Origin of the sequence: Pseudomonas sp. NFPP12 (assembly GCF_900103205.1) — a bacterium.
Lineage (GTDB): Bacteria > Pseudomonadota > Gammaproteobacteria > Pseudomonadales > Pseudomonadaceae > Aquipseudomonas > Aquipseudomonas protegens.
Genome location: NZ_FMWW01000003.1, coordinates 810,077 through 826,826, shown reverse-complemented (window position 1 = coordinate 826,826; position 16,750 = coordinate 810,077). Strand labels below are relative to the sequence as shown.

The window sequence follows — 16,750 nt, the reverse complement described above, 5'->3', positions numbered from 1 at the left end:
AGGCGCCCGCTGCACGCGGGCGCCATGCTTTGGCAGCTGGCCCAGATGTTGTGGGTCGGCGGCTTGTGGTTGTTGCATCTCGGCTTGCTGCCCGCCCTGGGGCAGATTGGCCTTGCCCCCTTGCTGATCGAAGAAATCTCGTCGCTGCTCAGTGCGTTGCTGGTAGGTTTTTCGGCGGCGTGCCTGGTCCTGCAGATACTGGTATTGATCCAGTCCGAAGGGCTGAGGAGCTTGTGGCGGGATATTCGGGGGCAACTGCTATTGATGGCGATGTATGCGTGTGCGATGTATTTCGTCGTACGCATCTTGTTGCCTGAAGCTCAGCGCTGGCAGTTGTTCAGCTATCTGGTCCTGGGTTTTTCCGGGCTGGTACTGGTGTTGCAGCCAGTGCCGGGATGGGGTGGCAGGGTGCGCCAGGCACACCCTTGACCCGAGTCGACGTCAGTGGAAACGATGGACGTTCGACAATTGCTTGTTTACCTTGGCGTTCTTGCGGTAGATCAGCGCCATCTTGCCGATGACCTGCACCAGATCCGCTTTGCCGGCCTTGCACAATTGGGCAATGGCTTCCAGGCGCGACTCGCGCTCGAGGATGTTGAGCTTGATCTTGATCAGCTCGTGATCGCTCAAGGCGCGTTCAAGTTCGGCTAATACACCTTCGGTCAAACCGTTGTCAGCCACAGTCAATACTGGTTTCAGATGGTGGCCAATGGATTTGTACTGTTTCTTCTGCTCTTGAGTGAGCGGCATAATCTGACCCCTGCGTCTGATCTTGTAAAAAGCGGCGGCCAGTTTACCCGAGCGAGTCCGGGACCGCCCAGTTAATCACGACCCGTTTTATTTTGAGGTGGCCCGTGGCCCGTTCCAAAACTAGCCATAACTGGCTGAAAGAGCACTTCAACGACCCATTCGTCAAAATGGCGCAAAAAGATGGGTACCGTTCCCGTGCCAGCTACAAACTGCTGGAGATCCAGGAAAAGGACCGCCTTATCCGTCCTGGCATGAGTGTGATCGACCTGGGGGCCGCCCCGGGTGGCTGGTCGCAGGTGACCAGTCGTCTGATTGGTGGCCAGGGGCGCCTGATTGCCTCGGACATCCTGGAAATGGACAGCATTCCCGATGTGACCTTTATTCAAGGGGACTTCACTGAGGATGCAGTACTGGCGCAGATCCTCGAGGCGGTCGGAAATTCTGAAGTTGACCTTGTGATTTCCGATATGGCCCCCAATATGAGTGGGTTAGCAGCCGTGGATATGCCGCGAGCGATGTTCCTGTGTGAGTTGGCGCTGGATCTTGCTGGTCGGGTCTTGCGTCCAGGTGGTGATTTTCTGATCAAGATCTTCCAGGGTGAAGGCTTCGATGAGTACCACAAGAGCGTGCGGCAGATGTTCGAGAAAGTGCAGATGCGCAAACCGTCATCATCTCGTGACCGTTCTCGGGAGCAATACTTGCTGGGTCGCGGCTTCCGTGGTCGTAGTGAGTAAGTAAGAGTTTTGACTGGGGTGATAGGATTTTCGTATTTCGCCCCGTCAGATTAAGCGCATATTGTGTAGTCTAAGTTTCACATAGGGTTACAGACAGCGCCTGCCAGAGCTGTAGGTAATGTAGTAAGTTAGGCCGGTGAATATCATGCGAAGCGCGCGCCAGTAGCGGAGCTTGCTTCAGAGGGTAGTTAATTGAACGACATGGCAAAGAATCTGATCCTGTGGTTGATCATCGCCGCCGTCTTGGTGACGGTGATGAACAACTTCTCCAGCCCTAACGAGCCGCAGACCCTCAACTATTCCGACTTCATCCAGCAAGTTAAGGATGGCAAGGTCGAGCGCGTAGCGGTTGATGGCTACGTGATTACCGGCAAGCGCAACGATGGCGACAGCTTCAAGACCATTCGTCCTGCCATTCAGGACAATGGCCTGATCGGCGACCTGGTGGACAACCACGTGGTGGTCGAAGGCAAGCAGCCTGAACAGCAAAGCATCTGGACTCAACTGCTGGTGGCCAGCTTCCCGATCCTGGTGATCATCGCGGTGTTCATGTTCTTCATGCGCCAGATGCAGGGTGGTGCCGGAGGCAAGGGCGGGCCGATGAGTTTCGGCAAGAGCAAGGCGCGCTTGCTGTCTGAAGATCAGGTGAAAACTACCTTGGCTGACGTTGCCGGTTGCGACGAGGCCAAGGAAGAAGTAGGTGAGTTGGTTGAATTCCTCCGTGACCCAGGCAAGTTCCAGCGTCTGGGCGGTCGTATTCCTCGCGGCGTGTTGATGGTGGGCCCACCAGGTACCGGTAAGACGTTGCTGGCCAAAGCCATCGCTGGTGAAGCCAAGGTGCCTTTCTTCACCATTTCCGGTTCCGACTTCGTCGAGATGTTCGTCGGGGTGGGTGCCAGCCGCGTCCGTGACATGTTCGAGCAAGCCAAGAAGCATGCTCCTTGCATCATCTTCATCGACGAGATCGACGCCGTCGGTCGTCACCGTGGCGCCGGCATGGGCGGCGGTCATGATGAGCGTGAGCAGACCCTCAACCAGTTGCTGGTTGAGATGGATGGCTTCGAAATGAACGACGGCATTATCGTGATCGCCGCGACCAACCGTCCTGACGTACTGGACCCGGCCTTGCTGCGTCCGGGCCGTTTCGACCGTCAGGTCGTGGTTGGCCTGCCGGACATTCGCGGTCGCGAACAGATTCTCAAGGTGCACATGCGTAAAGTGCCAATGGGCGACGACGTTGCACCTGCGGTAATCGCCCGCGGTACCCCGGGTTTCTCCGGTGCCGACCTGGCGAACCTGGTCAACGAGGCCTCGCTGTTTGCGGCGCGTACCGGCAAGCGCATCGTTGAAATGAAGGAATTCGAACTGGCCAAGGACAAGATCATGATGGGCGCGGAGCGCAAATCCATGGTCATGTCCGAAAAAGAGAAGCAGAACACGGCTTATCACGAAGCTGGCCACGCCATTGTTGGTCGTGTCGTGCCCGAGCATGACCCGGTCTACAAGGTGTCGATCATTCCTCGCGGCCGGGCCTTGGGTGTCACCATGTTCCTGCCGGAAGAAGATCGCTACAGCCTCTCCAAGCGTGCCCTGATCAGCCAGATCTGCTCGCTCTACGGCGGTCGTATCGCTGAAGAAATGACCCTTGGCTTCGACGGCGTGACCACCGGCGCCTCCAACGACATCATGCGTGCCAGCCAGATCGCGCGGAACATGGTGACCAAATGGGGTCTTTCCGAGAAGCTTGGTCCGCTGATGTATGCCGAAGAAGAGGGTGAGGTGTTCCTGGGGCGCAGCGCGGGTAGCCAGCATGCGAGCCTGTCTGCGGAAACGGCGAAACTGATCGACTCCGAGGTGCGTAGCATCATCGATCAGTGCTACGGCACCGCCAAGCAGATCCTGACGGACAACCGCGACAAGCTGGACGCCATGGCAGACGCCCTGATGAAGTACGAAACCATCGACGCTGATCAGATCGACGACATCATGGCAGGGCGTACTCCACGCGAACCTCGTGATTGGGAGGGAGGCTCGGGTACTCCTCCTCCAGTAGTGCAGAATGAGCGTCCGGAAACACCCATTGGCGGCCCAGCAGCCGACCACTAAGGTTTTAAATGACTTCTGTTCCTTCCTCCACCCGGTTGCCTTGCGGCAACCGGGTTCTTGATTTGGCCCGTGCGCATGTCATGGGCATCTTGAATGTAACTCCCGACTCCTTCTCTGATGGTGGCCGCTTCAGCCAGCTTGATCTGGCTTTGCAGCATGCCGAGGCCATGGTTGCGGCCGGTGCTACGCTGATTGATGTCGGTGGCGAATCCACTCGCCCGGGTGCCCGTGCGGTATCGCCGCTGGAGGAGTTGGAGCGAGTCGCGCCTGTGGTCGAGCGCATCCACCGTGAGTTGGATGTGATCATTTCTGTTGATACCTCGACGCCGGCGGTGATGCGTGAAACCGCTCGCCTCGGCGCAGGGCTGATCAATGACGTTCGTTCATTGCGCCGGGAGGGGGCCCTGGATGCGGCGGCGGCCACTGGCTTGCCGGTATGTCTGATGCACATGCTGGGTGAGCCCGGTGATATGCAGGACAACCCGCATTATCAGGACGTGACCCGAGAGGTTGCCGAGTTCCTGGTTGAGCGCATGGCCCAGTGTGCGTCAGTGGGCATCGGTCCAGAGCGGATTGTGCTCGATCCGGGCTTTGGCTTTGCCAAGACCCTGCAACACAACCTGAGCCTGTTCAAGCATATGGATGCCTTGCATGCCCTTGGGCGCCCGTTGTTGGTTGGGGTGTCGCGCAAGAGCATGATTGGCCAGGCCTTGAATCGCCCCGTAGGTGAGCGATTGCACGGCAGTCTGGCACTAGCGGCCCTGGCAGTGTCCAAGGGCGCGAAAATTATCCGTGTCCATGATGTCGCCGAGACCGTGGATGTGGTGCGAATGATTGCGGCAGTGGAATCCGCCGAATAAGAATGATGGAGTACTTATGACTAAAAAATACTTTGGCACCGACGGCATCCGCGGCCGTGTAGGCGAATTCCCTATCACTCCTGATTTCATGCTAAAGCTCGGCTGGGCCGCTGGCATGGCTTTTCGCAGCATGGGCGCCTGCCGCGTGCTGGTGGGCAAGGACACGCGTATCTCCGGGTACATGTTCGAGTCTGCACTGGAGGCCGGGTTGTCTGCAGCTGGTGCCGATGTGATGCTCCTGGGGCCGATGCCGACTCCGGCCATTGCTTACCTGACGCGTACCTTCCATGCGGAGGCGGGCATCGTTATCAGTGCCTCGCACAATCCCCATGATGACAACGGCATCAAGTTCTTCTCGGGCGAAGGCACCAAGCTGCCTGACGAGGTCGAGCTGATGATCGAGGAGTTGCTGGATGCGCCGATGACCGTGGTCGAGTCGAGCAAGCTCGGCAAGGTGTCGCGGATCAACGACGCTTCAGGGCGTTATATCGAATTCTGCAAAAGCAGCGTGCCTTCCAGCACCAGCTTCGCTGGTTTGAAAGTTGTTCTCGACTGCGCTCATGGTGCGACCTACAAGGTGGCACCAAGCGTGTTCCGCGAGTTGGGCGCGCAGGTCACTGTGCTGTCCGCGCAGCCCAATGGTTTGAACATCAACGAGAACTGCGGCTCGACCCACATGGGCCAATTGCAGGCGGCTGTCCTGGCCGAGCATGCGGACCTGGGTATTGCCTTTGATGGCGACGGTGACCGGGTGCTGATGGTCGATCAGACTGGCGCGATCGTGGATGGTGACGAGTTGCTGTTCATCATCGCTCGCGACCTGCATGAGCGTGACAAGCTGCAAGGCGGCGTGGTCGGAACGCTCATGAGCAACCTGGGGCTGGAGCTGGCCCTGGCGGACTTGGGCATCCCCTTTGTCCGGGCCAACGTCGGTGACCGCTATGTGATCGCCGAGCTGCTGGAGCGCAATTGGCTGGTAGGTGGCGAAAACTCCGGGCACATCGTGTGCTTCCGTCATGCTACTACCGGGGATGCGATCATTGCCGCGCTGCAGGTGCTGATGGCGCTCAAGGCTCGTGGTGAAAGCCTGGCCCAGTCCCGTCAGGGGCTGCGCAAGTGTCCTCAGGTGCTGGTCAATGTGCGCTTTGGCGGCGGTGAGAACCCGGTCGAGCATCCTGCGGTGAAAGAGGCTTGCGAGCGTGTCACGGCCGCTATGGCTGGGCGTGGTCGGGTTCTGTTGCGCAAGTCGGGTACTGAGCCTCTGGTGCGCGTGATGGTTGAAGGCGACGACGAAGCTCAGGTTCGCGCTTACGCCGAAGAGCTGGCGAAACTGGTTGCTGAAGTTTCTGCCTGATTTCGGCTTGCCAGTGTTGTTTTGGTTGGGTAACATCTGCGCCCACTTTGACCGACGAGGTACAGCATGCGTCGCCCTATGGTAGCTGGTAACTGGAAGATGCACGGTACCCGCGCCAGCGTCGCTGAGCTGATCAACGGCCTTCGTCATCTGGCCTTGCCAAGCGGTGTTGATGTCGCGGTATTCCCGCCTTGCTTGTATATCAATCAAGTGATTGATGGCTTGAAGGGTAAGTCGATTCAGGTCGGCGCGCAGAACTCTGCGGTGGAATCCATGCAAGGTGCATTGACGGGCGAGATCGCCCCGAGTCAGTTGGTGGATGCAGGTTGTTCCCTGGTGCTGGTTGGTCACTCCGAGCGCCGCCTGATCATGGGTGAGCGTGACGCGACTCTCAATCGCAAGTTCGCAGCGGCGCAGGCCTGTGGCTTGAAGCCGGTTCTGTGTGTAGGGGAGACCCTCGAGCAGCGCGAAGCCGGGAAGACTCTAGAGGTTGTCGGGCGTCAGCTGGGCAGCATCATCGAAGAGTTGGGTGTTGGTGCGTTCGCCAATGCTGTTATCGCTTACGAGCCGGTCTGGGCCATTGGTACCGGGCTGACTGCGACACCGCAACAGGCGCAGGATGTGCACGCAGCTATCCGCGCGCAGTTGGCGGCAGAAAATTCTGAAGTGGCACGAGGTGTGCGGCTTCTATACGGCGGCAGCGTGAAGGCGGCCAATGCGGTCGAACTGTTCGGCATGCCGGATATCGATGGGGGGCTCATTGGTGGAGCTTCCCTGAATGCAGATGAGTTCGGTGCGATCTGTCGCGCCGCGGGAAACTGAAAAAATGCTGGAAACAGTCGTAGTCGTTTTTCATCTGCTGGGTGCCCTGGGCGTAGTTGCTCTGGTTTTGCTGCAGCAGGGTAAAGGTGCGGATGCTGGCGCGTCTTTCGGTGCAGGTGCTTCAAATACTGTGTTCGGAAGCCAAGGTTCCTCTACCTTTCTTAGTAAGTTTACTGCTATACTTGCCGCCGGTTTCTTCATAACCAGCTTGGGGTTAGGTTACTTTGCTAAAGAGAAAGCTCACCAGCTGACTCAAGTAGGTTTGCCAGATCCAGCAGTGCTTGAAGTACCAAAGCAAAAACCGGCTTCTGATGATGTCCCGGTGCTCCAAGAGCAAAAGTCGGCCAACAGCGCGACTGACGTACCTCCAGCTCCAGAGCAGAAGTAAGAAGAGTTTCACGCAGTAACGTAGTCTATGCCGAGGTGGTGGAATTGGTAGACACGCAACCTTGAGGTGGTTGTGCCCATAGGGTGTAGGGGTTCGAGTCCCCTTCTCGGTACCAATTATCAGGAGAGCCCGCTGTTGCGGGCTTTCTTGTAGGTGGAAGGTTACATTGACCCAAAAAGGGATCAGTCGTATACTTCCGCCCCAGCTTTGTCGCGGGGTGGAGCAGTCTGGTAGCTCGTCGGGCTCATAACCCGAAGGTCGTCGGTTCAAATCCGGCCCCCGCAACCAGTTTTAGCGGAGCCCCTTTTCAGGGGCTTTTTGTTAGCTGGACACTTTACAACGCCGCTATTCAACGGCGTTTCCGGGATGGGCGCTTCGCCCATTTTTTATTTGCACAAGCATGCACGAGGGGGTTCAGGTGTCGAGCAAGCTAGAACAGTTGCAGGCCTTGTTGGCCCCGGTGGTCGTGGCCCTTGGCTATGAATGCTGGGGTATTGAGTTTTCGGCTCAGGGTCGCCACTCATTGTTGCGCGTTTATATCGATAAAGAAGGCGGCGTGCTGGTGGACGATTGCGCCATCGTCAGCCGTCAGATCAGTGGTGTTCTCGACGTAGAAGATCCGATCTCCGTTGAATACACCCTTGAAGTTTCCTCTCCTGGCATGGAACGCCCACTGTTCACTCTTGAACAGTTTGCCAAGTATGTCGGTGAGCAAGTGAAGATCAAACTGCGCTCGCCCTTCGAAGGTCGGCGTAATTTTCAGGGCCTTCTCCGCGGGGTGGAGGAACAGGATGTCGTGGTGCAAGTGGATGACCATGAGTTCCTGTTGCCGATCGATATGATCGACAAGGCCAACATAATTCCCAGTTTTGACTGAGACGCGGATCCCGCGGATCCAATGGCTTGCGAAAGGCGAGGCGTACGATGAGCAAAGAAGTACTGCTGGTTGTTGAGTCGGTATCCAATGAAAAGGGTGTACCGGCAAGCGTAATTTTTGAAGCGCTGGAGCTGGCCCTGGCCACTGCTACCAAGAAGCGTTTTGAGGACGAAGTAGACCTGCGTGTGGAAATCAATCGCCACACCGGTTCCTACGAAACTTTCCGTCGCTGGACGGTGGTCGAAGAGGCCGACCTGGATGATCCAGCGGTCGAGACCTGGTTGAGCAAGGCTCGCGAAACCCATCCCGACGCCAAAGTCGGTGATGTGATCGAAGAAAAGATCGAATCCATCGAGTTCGGCCGCATCGCTGCCCAGACCGCCAAGCAGGTCATCGTGCAGAAGGTTCGCGAAGCCGAGCGCGCACAGGTAGTTGATGCCTATCGCGAGCGCCTGGGGGAAATCATCTCCGGCACCGTGAAAAAAGTGACACGTGACAACGTGATCGTCGACCTGGGTAACAACGCCGAGGCGTTGCTGGCCCGTGAAGACATCATCTCCCGTGAGACTTTCCGGGTTGGCGTGCGCCTGCGCGCGCTGCTCAAGGAAATCCGCACCGAGAACCGCGGCCCGCAGCTGATCCTGTCGCGTACCGCGCCGGAAATGCTGATCGAGCTGTTCCGTATCGAAGTGCCGGAAATTGCCGAAGGCCTGATCGAAGTAATGGCCGCCTCCCGTGATCCGGGTTCGCGGGCCAAGATCGCAGTTCGCTCCAAGGACAAGCGCATCGACCCGCAGGGCGCGTGCATTGGTATGCGCGGTTCGCGCGTCCAGGCCGTTTCCGGTGAGTTGGGTGGCGAGCGTGTGGATATCGTTCTGTGGGATGAGAACCCGGCGCAGTTCGTGATCAACGCCATGTCGCCGGCCGAAGTCGCGGCAATTATCGTCGACGAAGATGCCCATGCCATGGACATCGCCGTTGGCGCAGACAATCTGGCTCAAGCCATCGGTCGTGGTGGTCAGAACGTGCGTCTGGCCAGCCAACTGACTGGCTGGACCCTGAACGTGATGACCGAATCGGACATCCAGGCCAAGCAGCAAGCAGAAACCGGCGACATCCTGCGCAATTTCATCGACGAGCTGGAAGTCGATGAAGAACTGGCACAGGTTCTGGTTGATGAAGGCTTCACCAGCCTGGAAGAGATTGCCTACGTACCGCTGGAAGAAATGCTCAACATCGACGGCTTTGACGAAGACATCGTCAACGAGCTTCGCGCTCGGGCCAAGGATCGCTTGTTGACTAAAGCCATCGCTACTGAGGAAAAGCTGGCAGACGCCCATCCGGCCGAAGACCTGCTCTCGCTTGAGGGTATGGACAAGGATTTGGCGATGGAACTGGCGGTGCGCGGCGTAATTACCCGCGAAGACCTGGCCGAGCAGTCTATTGACGACCTGCTCGACATCGACGGCATTGACGATGATCGTGCCGGCAAGTTGATCATGGCCGCCCGAGCCCACTGGTTCGAGTAATTAGGCGCGGCCTGAGGAGAGAAGTGCATGACGCAAGTCACGGTGAAACAACTGGCCGATGAGGTCAAAACACCGGTAGAGCGCCTGCTGCAGCAGATGCGTGAGGCAGGTCTGCCGCACACCGCCGCCGAGGAACATGTGAGCGACAGTGAGAAGCAGTCGTTGCTGACTCACCTGAAAAGCAGCCACAAGGCGAAAGTGGAAGAACCACGCAAAATTACTTTGCAGCGCAAGACCACCAGCACCCTGCGGGTTGCTGGCAGCAAGAGCATCAGCGTTGAAGTGCGCAAGAAGAAAGTCTTCGTACAGCGCAGCCCGGAAGAAATCGAAGCCGAGCGTCAACGCGAACTGGAAGAACGTCGCGCAGTAGAAAATGCTGCTCGTCAGAAGGCTGAAGAAGAAGCCAAGCGTCGCGCCGAAGAAGAAGCGCGTCGCCAGCCTGCTCCGGTTGCCGAGCCGGTTGCTGCGCAAGCAGCAGCTCCTGCTCCAGCGCCTGTAGTCGAGCCTGTGCAGGAAGCTCCGGTGGCCACTGCGGCTCCAGCAGCTGACGCGCGCAAGAAAGACGAACAGCGCCGTCCGGACAAGACCCGCAACGACGACAACCGTCGTGGCGGCGATGGCGAGCGCAAAAATGCTCCGCATCGTGCTTCGGTCAAGGAAAAGGCGCCAGCTCCGCGCGTTGCCCCACGTACCACCGACGAAGAAAGCGATGGCTTCCGTCGTGGTGGTCGCGGCAAGGCCAAGCTGAAGAAGCGCAATGCTCACGGTTTCCAGAGCCCAACCGGGCCAGTGGTACGTGACGTGCAGATCGGCGAGACCATCACTGTGGGCGAACTGGCCCAGCAGATGTCGGTCAAGGCTGCCGAAGTCATCAAGTTCATGTTCAAGCTGGGTACTCCAGCCACCATCAACCAGGTTCTGGACCAGGAAACTGCCCAGCTGGTTGCTGAAGAACTGGGCCACAAAGTGACCCTGGTCAGCGATACCGCCCTGGAAGATTCCCTGGCCGAGTCCCTGAAGTTCGAAGGTGAAGCGGTTGCCCGTGCGCCGGTCGTGACCGTAATGGGCCACGTTGACCACGGTAAGACCTCGTTGCTGGACTACATCCGTCGCGCCAAAGTGGCCGCGGGCGAGGCCGGCGGCATCACCCAGCACATCGGTGCCTACCACGTAGAAACCGAGCGCGGCATGGTCACCTTCCTCGACACCCCTGGTCACGCCGCGTTTACCGCCATGCGTGCCCGTGGTGCCAAGGCCACCGACATCGTGATCCTGGTGGTTGCAGCGGACGACGGCGTGATGCCGCAGACCGTTGAAGCCGTTCAGCACGCACAAGCTGCCGGCGTTCCGCTGGTGGTTGCGGTGAACAAGATCGACAAGCCGGGCGCCGACCTGGACCGTATCCGCAGTGAGCTTTCGGTTCACGGCGTGACGTCGGAAGACTGGGGTGGTGATACTCCATTCGTACCGGTCTCCGCGAAAATGGGTACCGGTGTCGACGACCTGCTGGAAGCTGTTCTGCTGCAGGCCGAAGTCCTAGAACTCAAGGCGACTCCTTCGGCCCCGGGCCGTGGTGTCGTGGTCGAGTCCCGCCTCGACAAGGGCCGCGGCCCGGTAGCTACCGTGCTGGTTCAGGACGGTACGCTGCGTCAAGGCGACATGGTGCTGGTCGGCTCGAACTATGGCCGCGTGCGCGCCATGCTCGACGAGAACGGCAAGCCAATCAAGGAAGCCGGTCCTTCCATTCCGGTCGAGATCCTCGGCCTGGACGGTACTCCGGACGCTGGCGACGAGATGAGCGTGGTTGCCGACGAGAAGAAAGCCCGTGAAGTGGCGCTGTTCCGTCAAGGCAAGTTCCGCGAGGTCAAGCTGGCCCGTGCTCACGCCGGCAAGCTGGAAAACATCTTCGAAAGCATGGGCCAGGAAGAGAAGAAGACGCTCAACATCGTCCTCAAATCCGACGTCCGTGGTTCGCTGGAAGCTCTGCAAGGCGCTCTGAACGGCCTGGGCAACGACGAAGTGCAAGTGCGCGTAGTGGGTGGCGGCGTCGGTGGTATCACCGAAAGCGACGCCAACCTGGCACTGGCCTCCAACGCTGTACTGTTCGGCTTCAACGTGCGTGCCGATGCCGGCGCACGGAAGATCGTCGAGCAGGAAGGTCTGGATATGCGTTACTACAACGTGATCTACGACATCATCGAAGACGTCAAGAAAGCCCTGACCGGTATGCTGGGCAGCGACGTTCGGGAGAACATCCTGGGTGTTGCCGAAGTTCGCGACGTGTTCCGCTCGCCGAAGTTTGGCGCGATCGCCGGTTGCATGGTCATCGAAGGTGTCGTGCACCGTAACCGTCCAATCCGCGTACTGCGTGAAGACATCGTTATCTTCGAAGGCGAGCTGGAATCCCTGCGCCGCTTCAAGGATGACGCCTCTGAAGTACGTGCCGGCATGGAATGCGGTATCGGCGTGAAGAGCTACAACGACGTCAAAGTCGGCGACAAGATCGAAGTCTTCGAGAAGGTCCAGGTTGCTCGCAGCCTCTGACTCGCGCACTTCAAGAGCCCTGATGGCCGCTCGCATGCAAATGCACGGCGCCCTCGGCGGCCTCTAAACGCAACGCCCGGTCTGGCTTCTGCCAGGCCGGGCGTTTGCCGCTTTCAGACCACACGGGTTTCACCGTGAGGCAGTAACAGGTAACAAGACATGGCAAAAGAATACAGCCGTACCCAACGTATCGGTGATCAGATGCAGCGCGAACTGGCGCAACTGATCCGTCGTGAAGTCAAGGATCCACGCGTCGGACTGGTGACCATCACCGCCGTGGAAGTCAGCCGCGACGTCGGCCACGCGAAGATCTTCATCACCGTGATGGGCCAGGAAAACGCCGAGCAGATCGCCCAGAGCATCAAGGTGCTGAACTCGGCGGCAGGTTTCCTGCGCATGCAATTGGCCAAGGAAATGAAGCTGCGCAGCGTGCCGCAACTGCACTTCCATTACGACGAGAGCGTGGCCCGCGGGGCGCACCTGTCGGCCCTGATCGAGCGTGCCGTGGCTGAAGACAGCCAGCATGGCGACGCGCCTGCCCCTGAAGACGCCAAGGAGTAAGCGGTGGCTCAGGTCAAGCGTATCCGTCGTAACGTCAGCGGCATCATCCTCCTGGACAAGCCGCTGGGCTTCACCTCCAACGCGGCGCTGCAGAAGGTCCGTTGGCTGCTCAACGCCGAGAAGGCCGGCCACACCGGTAGCCTCGACCCCCTGGCCACCGGCGTTTTGCCGCTGTGCTTTGGCGAGGCCACCAAGTTCTCGCAATACCTGCTCGATTCCGACAAGGGTTACGAAACCCTGGCTCAGTTGGGCAAGACCACCACCACCGCGGACGCTGAAGGCGAAGTTTTGCAGACCCGCGAAGTGACCGTTGGTCGTGCCGATATCGAGGCGGTATTGCCGGAGTTTCGTGGCGAAATCAAGCAGATACCGCCGATGTACTCGGCCCTCAAGCGCGATGGCCAGCCACTCTACAAACTGGCTCGTGCAGGGGAAGTGGTGGAGCGTGAACCGCGTTCTGTTACTATTGCGCGCTTGGAATTGCTCGCCTTCGAAGGTGACACTGCTCGCCTGGCGGTGGACTGCAGCAAAGGCACCTATATCCGCACCCTGGTGGAAGATATCGGTGAAAAGCTCGGCTGTGGTGCCTACGTTGCAGAACTGCGACGGACCCAGGCCGGACCTTTCAGCCTGGCCCAGACGGTCACCCTGGAAGAGCTTGAAGCAGTGCACGCCGAAGGCGGCAACGAAGCGGTAGACCGCTTCCTGATGCCATCGGACAGCGGTCTGCTGGATTGGCCGCTGCTGCAGTTCTCGGAGCACAGCGCGTTCTACTGGCTCAACGGCCAGCCGGTACGTGCCCCGGATGCACCGAAGTTCGGCATGGTGCGGGTACAGGATCACAACGGTCGCTTCATCGGTATCGGTGAAGTGAGCGAAGACGGGCGCATCGCGCCGCGTCGACTGATTCGGTCAGAATGACCGGACGAGGGTGGCTGTTAACAGGCACGGTCACTACTCATTTATAGATACAGGGATTTGTCCCTGGCCTGTTGAAACTGTTCTTGAACAGTTTCCTGATATAAGGATTGCCCACATGGCACTCAGCGTTGAAGAAAAAGCTCAGATCGTAACCGACTACCAGCAAGCTGTTGGTGACACTGGTTCGCCAGAAGTGCAAGTTGCACTGCTGACCGCCAACATCAACAAACTGCAAGGTCACTTCAAAGCCAACGGTAAAGACCACCACTCCCGTCGTGGCCTGATCCGCATGGTAAACCAGCGTCGTAAGCTGCTGGACTACCTGAAAGGCAAGGACCTGAGCCGTTACAGCACCCTGATCGGTCGTCTGGGTCTGCGTCGCTAATCAGCGATTGCGCTATGAGGTTGGTTGTTTGCCATGCGTCAGCGGTTTTTCCGCCGGCGTATGGCAGGCTTCCAGCCTCAAGTTTTATCTGCTGCACTGTTTTACCTGGACAATAAAGGCTGGGCCGATTCCCCGCATTGCCCAAGAATTTCGCAAGAAGCAAGTTTCCCCAAGAGCCACAAAGAAGGTAGGACACCGTGAACCCGGTAATCAAAAAATTCCAGTTCGGTCAGTCGACCGTAACCCTCGAGACTGGCCGTATCGCCCGTCAGGCCTCCGGCGCAGTATTGGTCACCGTTGACGACGACGTCAGCGTATTGGTGACCGTGGTTGGCGCCAAGCAAGCCGATCCAGGCAAGGGCTTCTTCCCTCTGTCTGTTCACTACCAGGAAAAGACTTACGCTGCCGGTAAGATCCCTGGCGGTTTCTTCAAGCGCGAAGGCCGTCCTTCCGAGAAAGAAACCCTGACCTCGCGTCTGATCGACCGTCCGATCCGCCCTCTGTTCCCAGAAGGCTTCATGAACGAAGTGCAGGTTGTCTGCACCGTGGTTTCCACCAGCAAGAAGACCGATCCGGACATCGCTGCGATGATCGGTACCTCGGCTGCCCTGGCGATCTCCGGCATTCCTTTCGACGGCCCGATCGGCGCCGCTCGTGTGGCTTTCCACGAAAGCACCGGCTACCTGCTGAACCCGACCTACGAGCAACTGGCTGCTTCGAGCCTGGACATGGTCGTGGCCGGTACCGAAGAAGCCGTACTGATGGTTGAATCGGAAGCCAAAGAGCTGACCGAAGACCAGATGCTGGGCGCTGTACTGTTCGCCCACGACGAATTCCAGTCGGTGATCAAGGCTGTCAAAGAGCTGGCCGCCGAAGCTGCCAAGCCTACCTGGGACTGGGCTGCTGCCCCAGAAGCCACCGAACTGCTGGGCGCTATCCGTGCCGAGTTCGGCGAAGCCATCTCCCAGGCTTACACCATCACCGTCAAGGCCGACCGTTACGCTCGCCTGGGCGAGCTGAAAGACCAGGTCGTCGCCAAGCTCTCCGGTGAAGAAGGCCAGCCTTCGGCGTCCGACGTCAAAGCCGCTTTCGGCGAGATCGAATACCGCACCGTTCGCGAAAACATCGTCAACGGCAAGCCGCGTATCGACGGCCGCGACACCCGCACCGTACGTCCGCTGAACATCGAAGTCGGCGTACTGCCCAAGACTCACGGTTCGGCCCTGTTCACCCGTGGCGAAACCCAGGCCCTGGTGGTTGCGACCCTGGGTACTGCCCGTGACGCACAGCTGCTGGACACCCTGGAAGGCGAAAAGAAAGACCCCTTCATGCTGCACTACAACTTCCCTCCGTTCTCGGTGGGCGAGTGTGGTCGCATGGGCGGCGCTGGTCGTCGTGAAATCGGTCACGGCCGTCTGGCCCGTCGTTCGGTCCAGGCCATGCTGCCAGCCGCCGACGTGTTCCCTTACACCATCCGCGTAGTATCGGAAATCACCGAGTCCAACGGTTCCAGCTCCATGGCTTCCGTGTGCGGTGCTTCCCTGGCGCTGATGGACGCTGGTGTACCAATGAAGGCGCCGGTTGCCGGTATCGCCATGGGCCTGGTCAAGGAAGGCGAGAAGTTCGCAGTCCTGACCGACATCCTGGGTGACGAAGACCACCTGGGCGACATGGACTTCAAGGTAGCCGGTACCGCCAAAGGCGTCACCGCGCTGCAGATGGACATCAAGATCAAGGGCATCACCGAAGAGATCATGGAGATCGCCCTGGGCCAGGCCCTGGAAGCTCGCCTGAACATCCTCGGTCAGATGAACCAGATCATCGGTCAGTCCCGTACCGAGCTGTCGGCCAACGCTCCGACCATGATCGCGATGAAGATCGACACCGACAAGATCCGTGACGTCATCGGTAAAGGCGGCGCCACCATCCGCGCGATCTGTGAAGAAACCAAGGCTTCGATCGACATCGAAGACGACGGCTCGATCAAGATCTTCGGCGAAACCAAGGAAGCTGCAGAGGCCGCGCGTCAGCGCGTTCTGGGCATCACCGCGGAAGCCGAGATCGGCAAGATCTACGTCGGCAAGGTTGAGCGCATCGTCGACTTCGGCGCTTTCGTCAACATCCTGCCGGGCAAGGACGGTCTGGTGCACATCTCCATGCTGAGCGACGCTCGCGTTGAGAAAGTCACCGACATCCTGAAAGAAGGCCAGGAAGTGGAAGTGCTGGTACTGGACGTGGACAACCGCGGCCGTATCAAGCTGTCCATCAAAGACGTGGCAGCAGCCAAGGCTTCGGGCGTTTAATCCCCCTTTAGCCTCACGCTGAACAAGCAGACGCCCCGACTGGTTCGGGGCGTTTTGCTATCTGCAATAAAAGCCGCTCGGTTGCCGGCCCGGGGCGCTGGTGCTAGGTTTTAGCCCACGCCGGTGTAGCTCAGTCGGTAGAGCAGCGCACTCGTAACGCGAAGGTCGCAGGTTCGATTCCTGTCTCCGGCACCACATTTCGGGTTGAGAGCAGTTTATGGCTGTCTAAACCCACCCTCCCAACAAAGTTCGCCAGGCTTTGAATAAGCGCCCTTGAAAGGCGGGAAACTACGGAGCACCCGCAAAAGTGTGCTGTGGAAGTTTCAGAGGTTCCCGGTGCTATTCAATTGGCGCTCCTATAGTTGTTTGTGGACGTGCGCCTCATTGTTTATGCGGATTTAGCAGCCAGAGAGACTTCTATCAACGAAGACTTTCCACGCCTGTACTCAGCATCCTGTACCGAGTTTTAAGCGGTTTGCTCGGGGTTATCTGGTTTCGGTGTTTTTGTGTCTGGACGAGGTTAGTGCCCAGTTGTTCACACCTGTGCGGGTCATGAACCGGGTGGTAGCAGCCAGGGGCATTGCGCATAATGACGCCCGAAAATCATGGAGTGACC

15 protein-coding genes and 3 tRNA genes are annotated in these 16,750 nt (G+C 58.7%); 17 read left to right on the top strand and 1 reads right to left on the bottom strand.

Features of this window, described 5'->3' with window-relative positions; genetic code table 11:
- Window positions 1–24: 24 nt before the first annotated feature.
- Entirely contained in the window at window positions 25–429 is a 405-nt protein-coding gene (locus BLS75_RS16565) for a hypothetical protein (RefSeq protein ID WP_011059194.1), read from the top strand.
- A gap of 12 nt (window positions 430–441) precedes the next feature.
- On the opposite strand, the gene BLS75_RS16560 is transcribed toward BLS75_RS16565, so the two are convergent.
- Window positions 442–750 carry a YhbY family RNA-binding protein gene (locus BLS75_RS16560; protein ID WP_015634115.1) on the bottom strand — a complete coding sequence of 103 codons (309 nt, stop codon included), beginning with the start codon at window positions 748–750 and terminating at the stop codon, window positions 442–444.
- 104 nt (window positions 751–854) lie between these two features.
- Between BLS75_RS16560 and rlmE the strand changes: the two genes are divergently transcribed.
- From rlmE to BLS75_RS16480, 16 genes are all read left to right on the top strand, one after another.
- Window positions 855–1,484, top strand: coding sequence for a 23S rRNA (uridine(2552)-2'-O)-methyltransferase RlmE (gene rlmE, locus BLS75_RS16555; RefSeq protein ID WP_011059196.1), 630 nt, complete (start codon window positions 855–857; stop codon window positions 1,482–1,484).
- Between the two features lie 201 nt (window positions 1,485–1,685).
- On the top strand, window positions 1,686–3,590 hold the full coding sequence (gene ftsH, locus BLS75_RS16550) for an ATP-dependent zinc metalloprotease FtsH (RefSeq protein ID WP_011059197.1): 1,905 nt from the start codon (window positions 1,686–1,688) through the stop codon (window positions 3,588–3,590).
- An 8-nt stretch (window positions 3,591–3,598) separates the two neighbouring features.
- Window positions 3,599–4,450: a dihydropteroate synthase gene (gene folP, locus BLS75_RS16545; protein WP_041115939.1), complete on the top strand. Its 852-nt coding sequence runs from the start codon at window positions 3,599–3,601 to the stop codon at window positions 4,448–4,450.
- Window positions 4,451–4,466: 16 nt separating this feature from the next.
- Complete coding sequence (gene glmM, locus BLS75_RS16540) at window positions 4,467–5,804, top strand: phosphoglucosamine mutase (RefSeq protein ID WP_019095644.1); 1,338 nt, start codon at window positions 4,467–4,469, stop codon at window positions 5,802–5,804.
- Window positions 5,805–5,870: 66 nt separating this feature from the next.
- On the top strand, window positions 5,871–6,626 hold the full coding sequence (gene tpiA, locus BLS75_RS16535; RefSeq protein ID WP_011059200.1) for a triose-phosphate isomerase: 756 nt from the start codon (window positions 5,871–5,873) through the stop codon (window positions 6,624–6,626).
- A 4-nt stretch (window positions 6,627–6,630) separates the two neighbouring features.
- Window positions 6,631–7,014 (top strand): preprotein translocase subunit SecG, encoded by a 384-nt coding sequence (gene secG, locus BLS75_RS16530; RefSeq protein WP_015634120.1) that lies wholly within the window; start codon window positions 6,631–6,633, stop codon window positions 7,012–7,014.
- Between the two features lie 29 nt (window positions 7,015–7,043).
- Window positions 7,044–7,129 (top strand) — tRNA-Leu (locus BLS75_RS16525).
- Between the two features lie 96 nt (window positions 7,130–7,225).
- Window positions 7,226–7,302: transfer RNA gene (locus tag BLS75_RS16520), tRNA-Met, on the top strand.
- Window positions 7,303–7,432: 130 nt separating this feature from the next.
- Window positions 7,433–7,891, top strand: coding sequence for a ribosome maturation factor RimP (rimP, locus tag BLS75_RS16515; protein WP_041120545.1), 459 nt, complete (start codon window positions 7,433–7,435; stop codon window positions 7,889–7,891).
- A gap of 47 nt (window positions 7,892–7,938) precedes the next feature.
- Window positions 7,939–9,420: a transcription termination factor NusA gene (gene nusA / locus BLS75_RS16510; protein ID WP_011059201.1), complete on the top strand. Its 1,482-nt coding sequence runs from the start codon at window positions 7,939–7,941 to the stop codon at window positions 9,418–9,420.
- 27 nt (window positions 9,421–9,447) lie between these two features.
- Window positions 9,448–11,964: a translation initiation factor IF-2 gene (gene infB / locus BLS75_RS16505; protein ID WP_011059202.1), complete on the top strand. Its 2,517-nt coding sequence runs from the start codon at window positions 9,448–9,450 to the stop codon at window positions 11,962–11,964.
- A 159-nt stretch (window positions 11,965–12,123) separates the two neighbouring features.
- Entirely contained in the window at window positions 12,124–12,525 is a 402-nt protein-coding gene (gene rbfA, locus BLS75_RS16500) for a 30S ribosome-binding factor RbfA (RefSeq protein WP_011059203.1), read from the top strand.
- Window positions 12,526–12,528: 3 nt separating this feature from the next.
- Window positions 12,529–13,446, top strand: coding sequence for a tRNA pseudouridine(55) synthase TruB (gene truB, locus BLS75_RS16495; RefSeq protein WP_011059204.1), 918 nt, complete (start codon window positions 12,529–12,531; stop codon window positions 13,444–13,446).
- A 115-nt stretch (window positions 13,447–13,561) separates the two neighbouring features.
- Window positions 13,562–13,831: a 30S ribosomal protein S15 gene (gene rpsO / locus BLS75_RS16490; protein WP_011059205.1), complete on the top strand. Its 270-nt coding sequence runs from the start codon at window positions 13,562–13,564 to the stop codon at window positions 13,829–13,831.
- Window positions 13,832–14,028: 197 nt separating this feature from the next.
- Window positions 14,029–16,134, top strand: a complete 2,106-nt coding sequence (gene pnp / locus BLS75_RS16485) for a polyribonucleotide nucleotidyltransferase (RefSeq protein WP_015634122.1) — start codon at window positions 14,029–14,031, stop codon at window positions 16,132–16,134.
- Window positions 16,135–16,253: 119 nt separating this feature from the next.
- Window positions 16,254–16,329, top strand: a tRNA-Thr gene (locus BLS75_RS16480).
- Window positions 16,330–16,750 lie beyond the last annotated feature (421 nt).